At 71.5% G+C, this 17640-nt stretch carries 15 protein-coding genes; 6 read left to right on the top strand and 9 right to left on the bottom strand.

Annotated elements, in window-relative coordinates; genetic code table 11:
- Positions 1–75: 75 nt before the first annotated feature.
- Positions 76–990 carry a hypothetical protein gene (locus tag ACWGO0_RS30350; RefSeq protein ID WP_453542093.1) on the top strand — a complete coding sequence of 305 codons (915 nt, stop codon included), beginning with the start codon at positions 76–78 and terminating at the stop codon, positions 988–990.
- On the opposite strand, the gene ACWGO0_RS30345 is transcribed toward ACWGO0_RS30350, so the two are convergent.
- Positions 983–2221 (bottom strand): PucR family transcriptional regulator, encoded by a 1239-nt coding sequence (locus ACWGO0_RS30345; RefSeq protein ID WP_453542090.1) that lies wholly within the window; start codon positions 2219–2221, stop codon positions 983–985. The genes ACWGO0_RS30350 and ACWGO0_RS30345 overlap by 8 nt on opposite strands.
- Positions 2222–2367: 146 nt before the next feature.
- Between ACWGO0_RS30345 and ACWGO0_RS30340 the strand changes: the two genes are divergently transcribed.
- Both ACWGO0_RS30340 and ACWGO0_RS30335 read left to right on the top strand, forming a co-directional pair.
- Entirely contained in the window at positions 2368–3768 is a 1401-nt protein-coding gene (locus tag ACWGO0_RS30340) for an alkyl sulfatase dimerization domain-containing protein (RefSeq protein WP_453542087.1), read from the top strand.
- Complete coding sequence (locus ACWGO0_RS30335; protein WP_453542084.1) at positions 3765–5150, top strand: MFS transporter; 1386 nt, start codon at positions 3765–3767, stop codon at positions 5148–5150. The genes ACWGO0_RS30340 and ACWGO0_RS30335 overlap by 4 nt, the downstream gene beginning before the upstream one ends.
- 71 nt (positions 5151–5221) lie before the next feature.
- Here the strand turns inward: ACWGO0_RS30335 and ACWGO0_RS30330 are convergent, their stop codons facing one another.
- Genes ACWGO0_RS30330 through ACWGO0_RS30320 form a run of 3 tightly spaced genes read right to left on the bottom strand, consistent with a single transcriptional unit; the run spans position 5222 to position 7243 of the window.
- The gene (locus ACWGO0_RS30330; protein WP_453542081.1) at positions 5222–5527 is read right to left on the bottom strand and encodes an AzlD domain-containing protein; all 306 of its coding nucleotides are present in this window, start codon (positions 5525–5527) and stop codon (positions 5222–5224) included.
- Positions 5527–6369 (bottom strand): AzlC family ABC transporter permease, encoded by an 843-nt coding sequence (locus ACWGO0_RS30325; RefSeq protein ID WP_453542078.1) that lies wholly within the window; start codon positions 6367–6369, stop codon positions 5527–5529. Before ACWGO0_RS30325 ends, ACWGO0_RS30330 begins: the two co-directional genes overlap by 1 nt.
- 10 nt (positions 6370–6379) lie before the next feature.
- On the bottom strand, positions 6380–7243 hold the full coding sequence (locus ACWGO0_RS30320; RefSeq protein ID WP_453542075.1) for a helix-turn-helix domain-containing protein: 864 nt from the start codon (positions 7241–7243) through the stop codon (positions 6380–6382).
- A 102-nt stretch (positions 7244–7345) separates the two neighbouring features.
- On the opposite strand from ACWGO0_RS30320, the gene ACWGO0_RS30315 reads away from it, so the two are divergent.
- The 3 genes from ACWGO0_RS30315 to ACWGO0_RS30305 are packed head-to-tail and all read left to right on the top strand — an operon-like array spanning position 7346 to position 13681.
- A complete protein-coding gene (locus ACWGO0_RS30315) occupies positions 7346–12034 on the top strand; it encodes an Lhr family helicase (protein ID WP_453542072.1) in 4689 nt (1562 codons plus the stop codon).
- 48 nt (positions 12035–12082) lie between these two features.
- Positions 12083–12880: an Fpg/Nei family DNA glycosylase gene (locus ACWGO0_RS30310; RefSeq protein ID WP_453542069.1), complete on the top strand. Its 798-nt coding sequence runs from the start codon at positions 12083–12085 to the stop codon at positions 12878–12880.
- A gap of 36 nt (positions 12881–12916) precedes the next feature.
- Positions 12917–13681: an SDR family NAD(P)-dependent oxidoreductase gene (locus ACWGO0_RS30305; protein ID WP_453542066.1), complete on the top strand. Its 765-nt coding sequence runs from the start codon at positions 12917–12919 to the stop codon at positions 13679–13681.
- A 4-nt stretch (positions 13682–13685) separates the two neighbouring features.
- Here the strand turns inward: ACWGO0_RS30305 and ACWGO0_RS30300 are convergent, their stop codons facing one another.
- The 5 genes from ACWGO0_RS30300 to rimO form a co-directional block, all read right to left on the bottom strand.
- Complete coding sequence (locus ACWGO0_RS30300; protein WP_453542063.1) at positions 13686–13937, bottom strand: hypothetical protein; 252 nt, start codon at positions 13935–13937, stop codon at positions 13686–13688.
- A 234-nt stretch (positions 13938–14171) separates the two neighbouring features.
- Positions 14172–14555 carry a helix-turn-helix domain-containing protein gene (locus tag ACWGO0_RS30295; RefSeq protein ID WP_069169097.1) on the bottom strand — a complete coding sequence of 128 codons (384 nt, stop codon included), beginning with the start codon at positions 14553–14555 and terminating at the stop codon, positions 14172–14174.
- Positions 14556–14664: 109 nt separating this feature from the next.
- Positions 14665–15174 (bottom strand): CinA family protein, encoded by a 510-nt coding sequence (locus tag ACWGO0_RS30290; protein WP_453542059.1) that lies wholly within the window; start codon positions 15172–15174, stop codon positions 14665–14667.
- Positions 15171–16007, bottom strand: a complete 837-nt coding sequence (pgsA, locus tag ACWGO0_RS30285) for a CDP-diacylglycerol--glycerol-3-phosphate 3-phosphatidyltransferase (protein WP_453542056.1) — start codon at positions 16005–16007, stop codon at positions 15171–15173. Before pgsA ends, ACWGO0_RS30290 begins: the two co-directional genes overlap by 4 nt.
- Positions 16004–17491 carry a 30S ribosomal protein S12 methylthiotransferase RimO gene (gene rimO, locus ACWGO0_RS30280; RefSeq protein WP_453542053.1) on the bottom strand — a complete coding sequence of 496 codons (1488 nt, stop codon included), beginning with the start codon at positions 17489–17491 and terminating at the stop codon, positions 16004–16006. Before rimO ends, pgsA begins: the two co-directional genes overlap by 4 nt.
- Between the last annotated feature and the right edge of the window lie 149 nt (positions 17492–17640).

Raw genomic sequence — 17640 nt, 5'->3', positions numbered from 1 at the left:
CCATTATCCCGCTCCTGAGAGTGCAGCCCGGCCGCCCGGCCTTGCCGACAGCGCTTTCCGCTCTACGGTCGGTCCATGGCTGGAACCGGAGCACATCCACTCGCCCGCGCCGAGCAGTTCATCTGGCTCACGGCCCGCGTCCTCGAACAGCGGCGGTTCGCCCAGGAGTTCCTGGGTGGAAGCACGGACGCGGTCGAGACCGCGCTCGCCGCCTATCTGAACGAGGACGGCGGCTACGGCCACGCGCTGGAACCCGACCTTCGCGGCCCCGTGAGCCAGCCGCTGCACACCGCCCACGCCCTCAGCGTGCTCGACTCGATCGGCCGGTGCACCGGCATGCGTGTGGAGCGCATCTGCCGCTATCTGAGCGATGTGTCGACCAAGGAGGGTGCGCTGCCCGCGATCCACCCCTCGCAGCGCGGCTACCCGGCCGCACCGTTCATCCCGGTCGTCGACGACCCTCCCGCCGAGCTGCTCGCCACCGGCCCCGTCGTCGGGCTGCTCCACCGCAACCAGGTGTGGCACGCGTGGCTCTTCCGGGCCACCGATTTCTGCTGGGATGCCGTCGACGCGCTGGAGCAGTCCCATCCGTACGAGATCCAGGCGGCTGTCGCCTTCCTGGACGATGTCCCGGACCGGGCACGCGCCGAAGCCGCCGCCGGCCGTCTGGGACGGCTGGTACGCGGCCGGCGACTGGCGGTCCTGGACCCGGACCGGCGTACGGAGTACCCGGTGGCACCCGGATACGCACCGGGCGAACACCACTTCCCGTACGACTTCGCCCGTACACCAGGATCGCTCGCGCGCCGCTGGTTCACCGACGAGGAGCTGGACCGCTCGCTCGACCACTTGGCGGCCGGGCAGCAGGAGGACGGCGGCTGGCCGGTCACCTGGCGGCAGTGGGCGCCGGGAACGGCCCTGGAGGGCCGCCCGCTCGTAACGCTCAGGGCGCTCCAGACACTGCGGGCGTACGGCCGCGGCCTCAGCTGATCCGCCCGGGGGCGCCCGCCCCCTGTGCCATGTCCGCACTGTCCGCCGCCGTGTCGTGGAGCAGGAGCGCGGCGATGGCCAGCGCCGTACCCCGGGGCGACGCCAGATCGAGACCGGTCAGGTCGGTGAACCGGGTCAGCCGGTTGTCGACCGTGTTCGGGTGCAGTCCGAGCACGGTCGCGGTGCGGCGGCGGTCCTGCTGCTGCGCCAGGTGCGTACGCAGAGTCCTCAGCAGCTCGGGACGCGCGGCGACCGGGGCGAGCAGCGCGGCGATGCGCAGGCTGCTCGGCCCCGGGCGCGAGAGGTGGTACTCGAGGAGAACGTCGTCCAGGGAGTGCAGCCCGGGAGACAGCCCGCACGCGCGCGCCACCCGCAGCACCTCCACGGCCGTCCGGGACGCCTCGGGGACGGCGTCCGGGGTGTCGGCCGGGACCGTCGCGATCCGGACCTCAGCCCCGCAGGCCCTGGTGAGCCGCTGCGCCAGGTCGAGGGGCGGTTCGCTCCCCCGAGGTACGACGGCCCGCCCGGCCCCCGCGTCGAAGAGCACCAGCAGTTCCGTTCCGAAGGTCTGGTCGAGAGCGGTCTGGACGCGTCGCATCCGCCGCCGCACGGTCACCGAGTCCCCGCTCCCGGAATCGGCACCGGACGAGGGCTCCAGGGCCACGGCGAGCACCAGGGCGGGTCCGGAGAGGCCGAGCTCCTCCAGGAGGTCCTGACGGGGCTCCAGGGCGCCGTCGAGAAACCCGCGTACCAGGGAACGGCGTTGTTCACGCTGCTCCGCGTCCAGGGCCGACCGCTCGTCCAGGTACGTCTCCGCGACGGTGCCCATCAGTTTGTGGTGCGAGCGCAGGAGCAGGTCGACGAGTTCGACGAGCGCGCCCTCCTCGCCGGGCTCCGCGGCGTCCCGCAGCGCCTGCCACAGCACGTACGCCCCGAGTGCGTGCGAACGCAGCAGGAGGTGCAGCGGAAAGCCCTCCTCGGCCCTCTGTGCGGCCCGCTCACGGAACAGCCGCAGCCCGCCGGGGCCGGGATACGGATCAGTGGCCCGGCGCAGGAAGAGCCGGACTCCGTACCGGGCCGTAGCGGCGACCTCCAGGTCCTTCATCTCGCTCGGGAGCCCCGCATAGCCGGGAAGCTCCTCGAAGGATTCGCGGGCCATGCGGCGGGCCAGTTCGTTGACCCTGGGCTCGCACCGCAGAGCGAGGGCCCGGGCTTCGTCGGACAGCGGCATGTCGGCTCCCTGTGCCCCCGGCGGCTCTTGTGACGGATCACAGTACGCACCCGCCGACGGTGTGACGTGAGCGGGTGTCGGAGGTCACTTCCGGGGCTGACACTCGGGTTCCTGGCCATAGCCGTACAGCCGAAGGAGCCGCAGGTATGACGGAGCACAATCCGACGGACTATCTCACCTATGCCGACCGGGTGTGGCGGGGTGAGGACTCCTTGCTCGCCCACCTCTCGGGTGCCTACTTGAACGCCGAGCTGGTGACCGTGCGCGAGAGGGTGGGTTTCCTGCCCGCATTCGCCAACGTCGCGGTGTTCGACACCGGTGACGGCCTGGTGCTCGTGGACTCCGGGGACATCCGTACGGCGCGGCCTCTGCACCGGGCGGTGCGGGCCTTCAGCGAGCAGCCCGTCAGTACGGTCGTCTACACGCACGGCCACGTGGACCACGTCTTCGGAGTGGCCCCGTTCGACGCCCAGGCCGCGGCCGAGGGGCGTGAACGCCCCGAGGTGATCGCCCACGAGGCGGTGACGGCACGATTCGACCGCTACGTCAGCACGGCGGGCTACAACACCTGGATCAACCGGCGGCAGTTCGGCGTGCCCTCCCTGAACTGGCCTTCCACGTATCGCTATCCCGACACGACCTACCGGGACAGGATGACTGTCGAGCGCGGCGACCTCACCTTCGAGCTGGTTCATGCCAAGGGTGAGACGGACGACAGCACCTATGTGTGGGTGCCCGAACTCAAGACGCTGTGCACGGGTGATCTCTTCATCTGGAACACCCCCAACGCCGGCAACCCCCAGAAGGTGCAGCGCTACCCGGAGGACTGGGCGCGCGCCCTGCGCTCCATGCAGGAACTCGGCGCCGAAATGCTGCTCCCGGGGCACGGTGTGCCGATCGTCGGCAAGGACCGGGTCCATCAGGCACTCGACGACACGGCGCGGCTCCTGGAGTCGCTGTGCGAGCAGACACGGGCGCTGATGAACGCGGGTCACCGCCTCGATGCCGTGCTGCACGGGGTCCAGGTACCGCAGGAGCTGCTGGAGAAGCCCTATCTGCATCCCGCCTACGACGAGCCCGAATTCGTCGTACGCAATCTGTGGCGCCTCTGGGGTGGCTGGTACGACCAGAATCCGGCCCACCTGAAGCCCGCCCCGGACGCGGCGGTCGCCACGGAGTTCGCACGGGCGGCGGGTGGCGCGGCGGTACTGGCCGACCGTGCGGCGAAGCTGCTGGAGGAGGGGGAGCTGCGGCTCGCCTCCCACCTCGCGGAGACAGCCGCTCTGGCGGCCCCCTCCGATGTGGCGGTGGCACGGATACGGGCACGGGTCTACGCGGAGCGTGCGGCGGCCGAGACGTCGACGATGGCCCGGGGAGTGTTCAACTGGGCCTCGGCCGAATCGGCCGCGGTGGCCGAGGGAACGGACCTCGAGACCGAGCTGACCCGCTCTCCCGCGGGTCGCAGGCGCGCCGCCGGAATGATCAGCGTCGGCATCGCGGAGGACGACTCCTGCGGCTGCGGCGGGGCTCCGGGGGAGGACGGATGAGTACCTCTCCGAAGGCGGGGCCGACACGTGCGGCACAGGGCCCCGGAGTCACCGAACCGGATGCCGGGGCGGGCGCCGGAGCGGGCGCCGCAGCGGACCGTATGCGACGCGGGGCCTGGGGCACAACGTGGCTGCTGCTCACGTTCATGCTGGTCAACTTCGCCGACAAGACCGTCATGGGGCTGGCCGCCGGCCCGATCCGCGACGAGCTGGGACTGACCCGGGGGGAGTTCGGCACGGCACAGTCGTCGTTCTTCGCACTGTTCAGCCTGGCCGCTCTCGGGGTGTCGTTCCTGACCCGCCGGATCCGCACCACCGTCCTCCTGCTCGGCATGGCACTGCTGTGGTCCGTGGCCCAGCTGCCGATGCTGCTCGGCGCCGCCGGATTCGGGACCCTCGTGGCGACCCGGGTGCTGCTCGGCGCGGCCGAGGGGCCGGCCGCCCCGGTCGCCGTGCACCATCTGCACGGCTGGTTCGGACAGAAGGACCGGACCCTGCCGACCGCCGTGCTGATGGTCGGTGCGGCCGGCGGGGTGGCCCTGTCCGCTCCCCTGCTCACCGTGGTGATCGATGTGTGGGGCTGGCGCTGGGCCTTCGGAGTCGTGGGCCTGGTGGGCCTCGTCTGGGCGGTCTGCTGGCAACTGCGCGGCGAGGAGGGACCGCTCGCCCCGCCGCTCGGCCGGGCCGCGGCCACCGCCGGGAACGCGCCCTCGGTTCCGTACCGCAGGCTGCTGCTGTCCGGCACCTGGCTGACGGCCGCGTTCGGCGCGTTCGCCGCGTACTGGCTGCTGTCGGCCGGTCTGACGTGGGCACCGGACTACCTGCACGAGGTCTCCGGCCTGAGTCTGCGGCAGTCCGGTGCGGTGGTGACGGCGACCGCTGTCGGCAACGCCGTGGTGCTTCTCGGACACGGGCTGCTGGCACGCCGGGCATCCCTCAAGGGGAGCTCCGGCCGACTGGCCTCCGGGCTCGGTGGCGGTCTGGTGATGTGCGTGGCCGCTGTGGCGATCGCGGCGTTCGCCGAGGTGGACTCGGTGGGGGTGAAGATCGCGTTGATGGTCGGTCCCATGGCACTGACGAATGTGATCCTCACGGTGTCGCAGACCGCCGTCGCCCGGATCACTCCCTCCGCGCAGCGTGGGGTGGTGCTCGGCGCACTGGCCTTCGTCTACGCCCTGGCGGGCATTCTGTCCCCGCTGGTCACCGGGCGGATGGTGGATTCCGCCGCCTCGGTCCCGGCCGGGTACCACTCGGCGTACCTGCTGATGGCGGGACTCGTCGCGGTGGCCGGCGTATGCGCTGTCTGCTTCCTGCGCCCAGAGAAGGACGCGGTACGGCTGGGTGTGCCGGAGACTCCGTCGGCGGCTCCGCTCACGCACTGAGCGGAGGTACGGAGCCGAACGGTAAGGGGCTCGGTCCATAGGACCGAGCCCCTTACCGTCGCGGCGGACACCTACCCCAGGGCGCGTACCCCGGCCGTCACCACGACGGCGGCCCCGACGACGACAAGGAAGGGTGCACGCAGGACCAAGGCGATGGCCGCTGCCGCCAGTCCCGCTCCCCTGGCGTCCAGGACGAGCTGCTGCCCGTCGCCGAACGTCTGCTGCGCGTTAAGGGCGGCGAGCAGCGCTACGGGCAGGAGCGCGGCCAGACGCTGTACAAGGGGACGCTCCAGCGCCCCGGCGGGGACGAGCAGCCCGAGGAGCTTGGCGAGATAGCAGCCGACGGCGGTGAGCCCGATGGCGATCCAGACGTCCATCAGCGGTGCTCCCCGTCCTTCGTGACCATGGTCTTTCCGTTCTTGCCGCGCCCCATCAGGAAGAGCACGACGGGTGCGGCGAGCGCGGAGAGCAGCACCGGGAGACCGGCCGGCAGCACCGGCAGCAGTCCCAGGGCGAGCAGGACCGCGAGAGCGGCCGTGACACGCTCCGTGGTGCTCTTCAGCATCGGTGCGAGCAGCGCCAGGAACACCGCGGGGCTCGCCGCGTCCAGTCCCCACGCGTCGGTGTCACCGAGCGCCTCGGCACCGAGGGCTCCCACCAGGGTGGTCAGGTTCCACAGGACGTAGAGGGTGAGGCCGGTGACCGTGAAGCCGATCCGGGCCGCCCGCCTGGTGGGCTGGGGCAGTGTGACGGCGGTCGTCTCGTCGATGACCCACTGCGCGGCGAACGGACGTACGGCGCGGGGCAGCGCGAGCAGTTGCGACAGCCGCAGACCGTAGAACGCGTTCCGTACGCCGAGGAAGAAGGCTCCGGCCGCCGCGGTGTACGGGTTCCCTCCCGCTGCGAGCGCGCCCACCAGAGCGAACTGGGAGGCGCCGGTGAAGACGAGAAGGCTGAGGGCGCAGGTCTGGAGCAGGGTCAGTCCGGAACCGGCCGAGGTGACCCCGAAGGCGAATCCGGAGAGTCCGACGGCGATACCGACGCCCAGCGCGTCCCGTACGACCTCCGCATCGCGCTTCGACACATCGGACGAACCGGCGTCCGGTATCGCGCTGCCCGGCGTCTCCGTACCGGGCGACCCGGTCACTCGTGCGTCCGCGCCGTCGGCCGTGCCGCCGTCCGCGTCGGCGGTTCCTGGGGGTGCTATCTGTTCTGCCACGCCCGGAACGCTACGTGGAGGTGTCCGTGCCGGTCTTGTACGTTCTTGCGCGCTCGCGCTGGTACGCCCCCGGCGGCACCCCCACGATCCGGCTGAAGTGACGGTTGAGGTGGGGCTGATCGGTGAAGCCGACGGCGGCAGCGGCCTCGGCAGGCGTGGTGCCCCCGTCCAGCATGTGGCGTGCGCGCCTCACCCGGGCGTCGGTGAGCCAGGTGTGCGGGGGCATCCCGTACTGCTTCTTGAACGCGCGGAGCAGCGCGAACGGGCTGGTCCCGAGCTCGGTGGCGAGCACCTCAAGCGTCGGCGGGTCGGCCATCCGCTCCTGGAGCGCCGCCCGGGCCCGAACGGCGTCGCGGCTGCCCGCCGAGTGCGGTGCGAGGGTGGGCAGCACCCCGCCGTGCCGGCCGAGGAGCCGGGCGACCAGTACGCGGAGCACGCTGTCGGCCGCGAGGGCGTTGCCCTCCTCGGCGGCCCGGTGGACCTCGGTGATCAGCCGGGCCGCGTGCGGGTCCATCACGCTGGTCCGGTCGAAGCCGACCGTGCCCCGCAGGTTCGTCATATCGGCCGCGATGTCGTTGATCACCTGCGAGGAGGGGTAGAGCGTCGCGTACACCCAGCCCTCGGGTACACCGGCCCGGGCGGTGTGCGGCACCTCGGGATTGATCATGACCACGGCGCCGGGGCCCGCGTGTACGGTGCCGCCGGGCAGACCGACATCCTCGACTCCGCGCGTGATCGTGCCGAAGACATAGCCCTCGTGGCTGTGGCGCCGGAAGGTGTGGCGGACGTAGCGGGCACGCAGCAGATCCAGTTCGGGCAGCTCCGCGTACTGCCAGTACCGTGCCCACTCCTTGTCCGTCCCCGCTGTCGCCATACGCCAATTCTCGCAGGTCCGGGGCCCGGTCCGCAGATCACGGTCACCGCCATGGCCCGTTGTCACCACCCGTTGTCAGTGGCGAGGTGCACGATGGGGGACATGGCCGGTACCGCACTCGATTCGTTCTCCCCCGCGACCCGCAGCTGGTTCACGGGGGCCTTCAGCGCGCCCACGGCGGCGCAGGAAGGGGCCTGGCGCGCCATCGGCGAGGGTTCGGACGTGCTGGTGGTCGCGCCGACCGGCTCGGGCAAGACCCTCGCCGCGTTCCTCGCCTCGCTGGACCGACTGGCCGCCGCCCCGCCGCCCGCCGAGGCGAAGAAGCGCTGCCGTGTGCTGTACGTGTCACCGCTCAAGGCCCTCGCCGTGGACGTGGAGCGCAACCTCCGCTCGCCCCTGACAGGCATCCGCCAGGAGTCCGTACGGCTGGGGCTCCCAGAGCCCGAGGTGCGCGTCGGAATCCGCTCCGGCGACACCCCGCCCGCGGAGCGCCGCTCGATGGCGACGAAGCCGCCGGACATCCTGATCACCACACCCGAATCGCTGTTCCTGATGCTCACCTCCTCGGCCCGGGAGGCCCTCGCCGGAGTCGAGACGGTGATCCTGGACGAGGTGCACGCCGTCGCCGGCACCAAGCGCGGCGCCCACCTCGCCGTATCACTGGAGCGTCTCGACGAACTGCTGCCCAGGCCCGCACGGCGGATCGGTCTGTCCGCGACCGTCCGCCCGGTGGACGAGGTGGCACGGTTCCTGTCGCCCCAGCGGAAAGTGGAGATCGTCCAGCCACTGTCCACCAAGCAGTTCGACCTGTCGGTGGTCGTGCCCGTCGAGGATCTGGCGGAAGTCGGCGGCTCCCCGGCCACCGACGGCGGAGCGGACCAGGCCGAGAAGCCGTCGATCTGGCCCCATGTCGAGGAGCGGATCGCCGATCTAGTCCAGTCCCACCGCTCCACCATCGTCTTCGCCAACTCCCGGCGTCTCGCGGAGCGGCTCTGCAACAGGCTCAACGAGATCGCCTACGAGCGGGCGACCGGCACCGTGTTCGACGCGAACGCCACCCCCCTGCCGGATGCCGGCTCCCCCGCCGAGATCATGGCCCAGTCCGGCGCCGCCAAGGGCGCCCCGGCGCTCCTCGCCCGCGCCCACCACGGGTCGGTCTCCAAGGAACAGCGCTCGCAGGTAGAGGAGGACCTCAAGGCCGGGCGGCTGCCCGCCGTCGTCGCCACGTCCAGCCTGGAGCTCGGCATCGACATGGGAGCGGTGGACCTGGTGATCCAGGTCGAGTCCCCGCCGTCCGTCGCCTCCGGACTGCAGCGGGTGGGCCGTGCCGGGCACCAGGTCGGAGCCGTCTCCACCGGGGTGGTCTTCCCGAAGTACCGGGGCGATCTGGTCCAGGCGGCCGTGGTCACCGAGCGCATGCGCGAAGGGGCCATCGAGGCCCTGCGGGTCCCGTCCAACCCCCTGGACGTGCTCGCCCAGCAGCTGGTCGCCATCGTCGCGCTGGACACCTGGCAGGCCGACGACCTGCTCGCCCTGGCCCGCCGTGCCGCCCCCTTCGCCTCGCTCCCCGAATCCGCGTTCACCGCGGTGCTCGACATGCTCGCCGGCCGCTATCCGTCCGACGCCTTCGCTGAGCTGCGCCCCCGCGTGGTGTGGGACCGCGTCGCCGGTACGGTCACGGGGCGCCCCGGCGCCCAGCGGCTCGCCGTCACCTCCGGCGGGACGATCCCGGACCGGGGGCTCTTCGGGGTCTTCCTCGCCGGGTCCGACCCGAAGAAGGGCGGCGGGCGCGTCGGCGAGCTGGACGAGGAAATGGTGTACGAGTCCCGGGTCGGCGACGTCTTCACCCTGGGCACCACGTCCTGGCGCATCGAGGACATCACCCGGGACCGGGTCCTGGTCTCCCCGGCCCCCGGCGTCCCCGGCCGCCTGCCGTTCTGGAAGGGCGACCAGCTGGGCCGACCGCTGGAGCTGGGCCGCGCGCTCGGCGCGTTCCTGCGGGAGATCGGCGGGCTGTCCGCGCAGGACGCCAGGGCCAGGCTGCTCGCCGCCGGTCTGGACGAATGGGCCGCCGACAACATCCTGTCGTACCTGGAGGAGCAGGTCCGCGCCTGCGGCCACGTCCCGGACGACCGGACCATCCTCGTCGAGCGGTTCCGGGACGAGCTGGGCGACTGGCGGGTGGTCGTGCACTCCCCCTTCGGGGCCCAGGTGCACGCCCCGTGGGCGCTGGCCCTCTCCGCGCGCCTCGGCGAGCGGTACGGGATGGACGCCCAGGTCATGCATGCCGACGACGGCATCGTGCTGCGCCTTCCCGACGCCGATCTGATGGGCCTCGATCTCCTGGACTTCGATCCGGCCCGCGACCCGGACCCCGGCAGCGGCGGCGATCGGGGCCTGTCCCTGCCGGACGCCGCGTTCGACAGCGAGCAGGCTCCCGTCGGCGCCGCCGACGTCGTCTTCGACAAGGGCGAGATCGGTCAGATCGTCACCGACCAGGTGGGTGGCTCGGCACTCTTCGCCTCCCGGTTCCGCGAGTGCGCCGCACGCGCCCTGCTGCTGCCCCGGCGCAGCCCCGGCAAGCGCACACCGCTCTGGCAGCAGCGCCAGCGTGCGTCCCAGCTGCTCCAGGTCGCCTCCGAGTTCGGTTCGTTCCCGATCGTCCTCGAAGCGGTCCGCGAATGCCTCCAGGACGTCTTCGACGTCCCTGGTCTCACGGAACTGATGGGTGACCTCGAAGCGCGGCGCATCCGCCTGGTCGAGGTGACCACCCAGGAGCCCTCACCCTTCGCCCGCTCACTCCTCTTCGGCTATGTCGCCCAGTTCCTGTACGAGGGCGACTCCCCCCTCGCCGAGCGGCGGGCAGCCGCACTCTCACTCGATTCGCACCTGCTCGCCGAACTGCTGGGCCAGGCGGAGCTGCGCGAGCTCCTGGACCCCGAGGTGCTGACCGAGCTGGAGCAGGAGCTCCAGTGGCTGACCGAGGACCGGAGGATCAAGGACATCGAAGGAGTCGCCGATCTCCTGCGCGTCCTGGGCCCGCTGTCCGATTCCGAGCTGGCCGAGCGCGGCGCGCAGCCGCAGTGGGCCCCGGAACTGGCATCGGCCCGCCGGGCCATCCAGGTACGCATCGCCGGAGCTCCCCACTGGGCGGCGATCGAGGACGCGGGCCGCTTGCGCGACGCCCTGGGCACGGCGCTCCCCGTCGGTGTCCCCGAAGCGTTCACGGAACCGGTGAAGGACCCGCTCGGTGACCTCCTCGCCCGCCATGCCCGTACACACGGCCCGTTCACCTCCACGCAGGCCGCCGCCCGTTTCGGCCTGGGCACCGCGGTCACGGACGGAGCGCTGCAGCGGCTTTCCGCCTCGGGCCGGATCGTCCAGGGCGAGTTCCACCCGGCCGGCATCGGCCAGGAGTGGTGCGACGCCACCGTCCTGCGACGGCTGCGCCGCCGCTCGCTCGCCGCGCTCCGCCACGAGCTGGAGCCGGTGCCCCCCGCCGCCCTGGCGACCTTCCTGCCCCAGTGGCAGCACCTCGGTGACAACAGCCTGCGCGGAATCGACGGACTGGCCCGCGCCATCGAGCAGTTGCAGGGCGCGCCCGTCCCGGCATCGGCGCTGGAGAAGCTGATCCTGCCGAGCCGGGTGTCGGGCTACACCCCCGCGCTCCTCGACGAGCTGACGACGACCGGCGAGGTCGTCTGGGCCGGTGCGGGCGCTCTTCCAGGCAAGGACGGCTGGCTCTCCCTCTACCTCGCCGACAGCGCGCCCCTGCTGCTGCCCCCGCCGCACCCGCTCGAGGAATCCGCGCTGCACGAATCGGTCCTCACCACACTCTCCGGCGGATACGGCCTCTTCTTCCGCCAGATCGCCGACCAGGTCCGCGCCACCACCCACCCGGACTGCACCGATCCTCAACTGGCCGACGCCCTCTGGGACCTGGCCTGGTCGGGCCGTCTCACCAACGACACACTCGCCCCCCTGCGCGCGCTTCTCGGTTCCGGTCGCACTGCGGGCTCCACGGCCCACCGTGCCAGACGCAGCGTCCCGCGCGGCCGTTACGGCTCACTGACCGCCGCCGCCCGTCCGGCCTCCCGCACCGGCCCTCCCACGGTTTCGGGACGCTGGTCCCTGCTCCCCGCGACCGAACCCGAACCGACCCACCGGGCGCACGCGCTGGCCCGGACGCTCCTTGACCGCCACGGCGTGGTGACACGCGGAGCCGTGCAGGCCGAAGGCGTAGAGGGCGGCTTCTCCGCGACGTACCGCATCCTCGCCGCCTTCGAGGACAACGGGCAGGCGCGTCGCGGCTATGTCGTCGAGGGCCTCGGAGCGGCCCAGTTCGCGATGGAGGGAGCCGTGGACCGGCTCAGGGCCGCCTCCACGGCCCGCGATCGTACGGACCCGGGGACCGCACCGCGCGCCGTGGTTCTCGCCGCGGCCGACCCGGCCAATGCGTACGGGGCCGCGCTGCCCTGGCCCGAACCACCGGACGGCGCGGGACACAAGCCCGGCCGTAAAGCGGGCGCGCTCGTGGTCCTGGTCGACGGCGAGCTGACGCTCTACATGGAGCGCGGCGGGAAGACGCTCCTGGCCTGGCCGACCGACCCCGACGACCCCGCACTCCGGGCAGCGGCCGAGGCGCTGGCCTCCGCGGCGCGCGCGGGCGCGCTCGGCACGGTCACGGTGGAACGGACCAACGGTGCCTCGTCCCTCACCTCCCCCCTGGGGCGCACCCTGGAAGCGGCCGGCTTCCTCGCCACCCCGAGAGGCCTTCGCCTGCGCGCCTGACCGCAGGCCCTCTGCCCGCCGAACCAGCAAGCCCCGCATCATGGAGGCATGCCCGAAGGAGACACCGTCCTACAGACCGCCGAGCGTCTGCACACCGCGCTCGCAGGTCAGGTCCTCACGCACTCCGACCTCCGCGTCCCCCGCCTCGCCACCGTCGACCTGACCGGCCGGAAGGTCCTCGACGTCACCCCTCGCGGCAAGCACCTCCTCACCCGTATCGAGGACGGCCTGACCCTCCACAGTCACCTGCGCATGGACGGAGCCTGGCGCATCTACGCGGCGGGCGAGCGCTGGCGCGGCGGGCCCGCCCACCAGATCCGCGCCGTCCTCGGCAACTCCGCGCACACCGCCGTCGGCTACCGCCTCCCCGTACTCGAACTTCTCCGCACCCGCGACGAGGAGAAGATCGTCGGCCATCTCGGCCCCGACCTGCTCGGCCCCGACTGGGACGCCGACACAGCTCTGCGCAATCTGCTGGCCGAGCCGGACCGCCCGCTCGGGGAGGCGCTCCTGGACCAGCGCAATCTCGCGGGCATCGGCAACGTCTACAAGTGCGAGCTCTGCTTCATGGCCCGTGCCACCCCCTGGCTCCCCGTCGGCGAACTCCCCGCAGCGATCACCGCCCGCCTGGTCGCCACCGCCAAGCAACTCCTCGAAGCCAACCGCGACCGCCCCACCCGCACCACCACGGGCACACCCACCCGCGCCCGCTCACACGAACGCCTCTACGTGTACGGCCGGGAGCGCCGCTCCTGCCTGCGCTGCGGCACACCCATCAGAAAGGCCGATGAAGCCGGCCGCCCCACCTACTGGTGCCCGCACTGCCAAGTGGGCCCCACGCCATAGTTGACGACCCATCAGATCCGGTCGTACGGTCCCGTCATGGCCCTCTCCGCGTACGACCTCACCGGCCGGTCCGCGTTCGTCACAGGCGCGGCGAGCGGCATCGGCCGGGCAAGCGCCGTCCTCCTCGCCGAAGCGGGAGCCACGGTGCACTGCGCGGACCTCGACGAAAAAGGTCTCCGCACGACCCACCACCTGATCACCGGCTCAGGTGGCACGGCCCACACCCACCCCCTGGATGTGACAGACCGTAGTCAGGTCCGGTCCGCGGTCGCGAGGGCCGGCGAGGTGGACATCCTGGCCGCCATCGCCGGGATCATGCACACCAGCAGCGTCCTCGACACCGAGGACGAGGATTTCGACCGGGTCCTGTCGGTGAACTTCAAGGGCGTGCTGTACGCCTGCCAGGAAGTCGCCCGCAGCCTCGTCGCCCGCTCCGCACCCGGATCCCTGATCACCATGGCCTCGGGCGCCATCGACTCCGCAAGCCCCGGGCTGCTCTGCTACAGCACCGCGAAAGCGGCGGTCGTCCAGCTGACCAGGACACTCGCCACCGAACTCGGCCCGCACTCCATTCGTGTGAACGCCGTCGCCCCCGGCTGGGTCCGTACGCCGATGACCGACCGCCACGACGCGGACCAGCAGCACCGCGCGGAAGCCGCGATGGTCCGCATATCCCCGCTCGGCAGGGTCGGGGAGCCACTGGACGTCGCCCACACCGTCCTGCATCTCGCATCGGACGCCTCCGCCTTCATGACCGGCCAGATCCTCCGGCCGAACGGTGGCGTCGCCATGCCCCGGTGAAGCCTCACCGGCCGGCATCCCCGACGCCCCCGGCGCCGCCTTCCCCCGACCGCTCCCGCGCCCCCGCGGACCGGGAACCCGTACCGCCAGGCCGGGCGCTCGCCGCCACATGGACCGGCAGAAGACTCAGCCCCCACCCGCCCGCCGCCACCGCGCCCTCGATCACCCCGGCGTGCTCCGGCTCCAGCACCAGCCGCAGCACGGCCCACCACCACAGCGCGCCGAGGACCAGCGCCGGCACCCATCGCCGTGTCATGGCTGCCTCCTCCGGCCGACGCTAGTCCGGCACGATCACCCGGCGGGAGGGCGTACCGGTGTGACACCGGGGCGCGCGGCGAGACCGGGCACGATTCCGCGCGCCTGCCGCCTGCCCACCTGCCGCCCTCTCCTCGGCAGTTTCCCCCCACAGCCCCCACCCCGCACACGCAGAAGCCCCGGCCCACCCCGTGAGGGGCGGACCGGGGCTCCGGTTCACGCATGACCGCGCGGGTCAGGCGGCGACGACATCCACCGCTTCCGCGGGCGCCTTGATCGTCACCCGGCCCGTCGGCACACCTGCCACCGACGAAACGGAGACGGAATTGAGCATTGGGCGTACCGGCACAGGTACCGGATCACTGGCTGCTGCCGACTCGGCCAGTTCAGCCAGCGACAACTCATCGCTCACTTCACGCATGAGCTCGGACATCCGTACGTCAAGCGCGTCGCAAATCGCGGAGAGCAGCTCGGAGGATGCCTCCTTCTGCCCCCGCTCCACCTCGGACAGATAACCGAGCGAGACCCGGGCGGACGAGGAGACTTCGCGCAGAGTACGGCCTTGGCGCTGGCGCTGCCGACGCAGCACGTCACCAAGCAGGCGACGGAGCAGAATCATCGGTGGCTCCCTCCTCGGACCGCGTAGCCGCATCCTTCACGCCCCACCGTACCGCCTTGCGCTGCGGCCGTGCGGGGAGCGATGTCGTGTTCACTCAGGGCTGCAAACATCAATTCCCCCCGATCTGTTCCGTATCCTGTGCCCTCGCATTTTCACCGAGTTCTCCGGACAGCAGCTCGAGCACGCTCCGTACACACTCTCTACGGATGTCCGCCCGCCCGCCGTTCAACCGCAGCGCGGCGACTTTCTCCACGCCCCCGGGCCCCGAAACCGCCACATAGACGGTGCCGACCGGCTTACCGTCCTGTTGCTCCGGACCCGCGACCCCGGTCGTCGAGAGGCCCCAGTCCGAACCAAGCGCCTGCCGCACTCCGGCAGCCATGGCGAGGGCCACATCGGGATCAACCGCGCCGCGCTCGGCCAGAAGGGGTCCGTCGACGCCCAGCACGTCCCTCTTGAGGGCGGTGGCGTACGCCGTGACGGACCCGCGGAAGGACCGCGAGGCTCCGGCCACGGAGGTTATCTCGGCCGCGACCAGGCCACCGGTCAGCGACTCGGCGACGGCAAGAGTCTCGCCGCGCTCCACGAGTCGCCCCAGCACCCGGGCCGCGGCGGTCACCGCTCGGCCTCCGCCGGACCGCGTGACTCGGCACCCGCACGGGAGCCGGCACCAGCGTCCGCGGAGCTGTCCACTCCCGTAAGGGCACCAGCGTCCGCGGGACTCTCCACCCCAAGAGAACCGCAACCAGCATCAACCGGGCTCCCCGGCACATCCCCGGCAGACGTCACGGCCTCCAGCGCCGCGACCCGCTCGGCCGCGAGCCCCTTGCGTCGCAGCACCACGGCCTGGCGCACGTAGTCGAGGCCGGTGAGCACCGTCAGTGCGACGGCGATCATCATCATCCAGAAACGGAGCGTGGCCAGCGGCCCGGTCAGTACCAGGACGTACATGCCCACGGCCGTGCCTTGGGCCAGCGTCTTCATCTTGCCGCCCCGGCTGGCGGGGATCACCGCGTGCCGGATCACCCAGAACCGCATCAGCGTGATGCCGAGCTCACGGAAGAGGATCACGCCCGTGATCCACCAGGGCAGATCACCGAGAACCGAAAGGCTGATCAGCGCCGCGCCCATGATCGCCTTGTCGGCGATCGGGTCGGCGATCTTCCCGAAGTCGGTGACCAGGTTGTACCGGCGTGCCAGATGGCCGTCGAAGAGATCGGTGATCATCGCGACGGCGAACGCGGCCCAGGCGAAGGCACGCCAGACCGGGTCGTAGCCGCCGTCGTGGAACAGCAGCATCACGAAACCGGGCACGAGCAGGAGCCGCACCATCGTGAGGATGTTCGCGATGTTCCAGAGGCTGGCCTGGTTGACGGCCGTAGTGCCCAGCTTGCCGCCGCGGACCGGCTTCGCGCCGGACCCGCCTGCCGCGGATGCCGGGACTCCGGTCATCTGGCCACCTCCGCGAGCTCGTGGTGTTCGGCCACGAGGTCCACTCCCTCGGTGCCTACGACCTTTGCCTCGACCATAAGGCCCGGCACGAGACCCTCGCGTGTGGTGAAGACGACCTGGCCGTCCGTTTCGGGCGCCTGGTGTGCCGCCCGGCCCACCGCCACCGGGCCGTCAGCAACCTGACCATCCTCGTCCACAGATTCGACGAGCACCTGGAGGGTCTCGCCGATCCGCTCCTCGGCACGCTGCGAGGTGAGCTCCTCGGCCAGCTGCGAGATGTGGGCGAGCCGCTCGGCGATGACGTCGGCGTCCAGCTTGTTCTCGTAGCCGACCGCTTCGGTGCCCTCCTCGTCGGAGTACCCGAAGACGCCGATCGCGTCCAGCCTGGCTCCGGTGAGGAAGCGTTCCAGCTCGGCGAGGTCGGCCTCGGTCTCGCCGGGGAAGCCGACGATGAAGTTCGACCGGGCACCGGCCTGCGGGGCCTTGCCGCGGATGGTGTCCAGGAGCTCCAGGAAACGGTCCGTGTCGCCGAAGCGGCGCATGGCCCTCAGCACCTCGGGCGCGGAGTGCTGGAACGAGAGATCGAAGTACGGGGCGACCTTGGGCGTCGACGTAAGGACGTCGATCAGGCCGGGCCGCATCTCGGCGGGCTGCAGGTAGCTGACCCGGATCCGCTCGATCCCCTCGACCTCCGCGAGCTCCGGCAGAAGGGTCTCCAGGAGCCGGATGTCGCCGAGGTCCTTGCCGTACGAGGTGTTGTTCTCTGAGACGAGCATGACCTCCTTGACGCCCTGCTCGGCCAGCCAGCGGGTCTCGCCCAGGACGTCGGAGGGACGCCGGGAGATGAACGAGCCGCGGAAGGACGGGATGGCGCAGAAGGAACAGCGGCGGTCGCAGCCGGAGGCCAGCTTCACCGAGGCGACCGGGCTGGTGCCCAGCCGGCGACGCAGCGGTGCCCGCGGGCCGGACACCGGAGCGACGCCGTCCGGCAGGTCCTCGGGGGCTGCGGCGATCTCCTGCGCGTGCCCGGGGAGTGCCACGGAGGCGTCCTGGCGGTCGGCCGGGCTGATCGGCAGCAGCTTGCGCCGGTCACGAGGCGTGTGCGAGGCGTGGATGCCGCCGTTGAGGATGGTCTGGAGCCGGTCGGAGATGTCTGCGTAGTCGTCGAACCCGAGCACTCCGTCCGCCTCGGGCAGGGCCTCGGCGAGATCCTTGCCGTAACGCTCGGCCATGCAGCCGACGGCGACCACGGCCTGGGTTCTGCCGTGGTCCTTCAGATCATTGGCTTCGAGCAGGGCGTCGACGGAGTCCTTCTTGGCGGCTTCGACGAATCCACAGGTGTTGACGACGGCGACATCCGCGTCGGAGGCGTTCTCGACGAGCTCCCAGCCGTCCGCTGCCAAGCGGCCTGCAAGCTCCTCCGAGTCCACCTCGTTACGGGCGCAGCCGAGAGTGACAAGGGCGACGGTACGGCGTTCGGGCATGGACTCAAGACTACTTTGTCCCGCCACTGGCCCCGCCGCGCAGGGTTCCCCCCTTACAGGCAGTAACAAAGACGGTGAGCGCCCGGCAGAATTGCCGGGCGCTCACCGAGGCGAAACAGGCGAAACATGTGGAGCAGGCGGAACAGGAG

This window comes from Streptomyces sp. NPDC055749 (assembly GCF_053617235.1).
Note: the sequence above shows the minus strand (reverse complement) of the source record. Positions and strands in the feature narration are given on the sequence as shown.

Excerpts from the sequence above, each read along its gene's own strand:
- ACWGO0_RS30315 (WP_453542072.1), top strand. The coding sequence starts at position 7,346 with ATGGCCGGTACCGCACTCGATTCGTTCTCCCCCGCGACCCGCAGCTGG.
- ACWGO0_RS30345 (WP_453542090.1), bottom strand. The coding sequence starts at position 2,221 with ATGCCGCTGTCCGACGAAGCCCGGGCCCTCGCTCTGCGGTGCGAGCCC.
- ACWGO0_RS30350 (WP_453542093.1), top strand. The coding sequence starts at position 76 with ATGGCTGGAACCGGAGCACATCCACTCGCCCGCGCCGAGCAGTTCATC.
- ACWGO0_RS30310 (WP_453542069.1), top strand. The coding sequence starts at position 12,083 with ATGCCCGAAGGAGACACCGTCCTACAGACCGCCGAGCGTCTGCACACC.
- ACWGO0_RS30340 (WP_453542087.1), top strand. The coding sequence starts at position 2,368 with ATGACGGAGCACAATCCGACGGACTATCTCACCTATGCCGACCGGGTG.
- ACWGO0_RS30300 (WP_453542063.1), bottom strand. The coding sequence starts at position 13,937 with ATGACACGGCGATGGGTGCCGGCGCTGGTCCTCGGCGCGCTGTGGTGG.
- rimO (WP_453542053.1), bottom strand. The coding sequence starts at position 17,491 with ATGCCCGAACGCCGTACCGTCGCCCTTGTCACTCTCGGCTGCGCCCGT.
- ACWGO0_RS30320 (WP_453542075.1), bottom strand. The coding sequence starts at position 7,243 with ATGGCGACAGCGGGGACGGACAAGGAGTGGGCACGGTACTGGCAGTAC.
- ACWGO0_RS30305 (WP_453542066.1), top strand. The coding sequence starts at position 12,917 with ATGGCCCTCTCCGCGTACGACCTCACCGGCCGGTCCGCGTTCGTCACA.
- ACWGO0_RS30335 (WP_453542084.1), top strand. The coding sequence starts at position 3,765 with ATGAGTACCTCTCCGAAGGCGGGGCCGACACGTGCGGCACAGGGCCCC.
- pgsA (WP_453542056.1), bottom strand. The coding sequence starts at position 16,007 with ATGACCGGAGTCCCGGCATCCGCGGCAGGCGGGTCCGGCGCGAAGCCG.
- ACWGO0_RS30295 (WP_069169097.1), bottom strand. The coding sequence starts at position 14,555 with ATGATTCTGCTCCGTCGCCTGCTTGGTGACGTGCTGCGTCGGCAGCGC.
- ACWGO0_RS30330 (WP_453542081.1), bottom strand. The coding sequence starts at position 5,527 with ATGGACGTCTGGATCGCCATCGGGCTCACCGCCGTCGGCTGCTATCTC.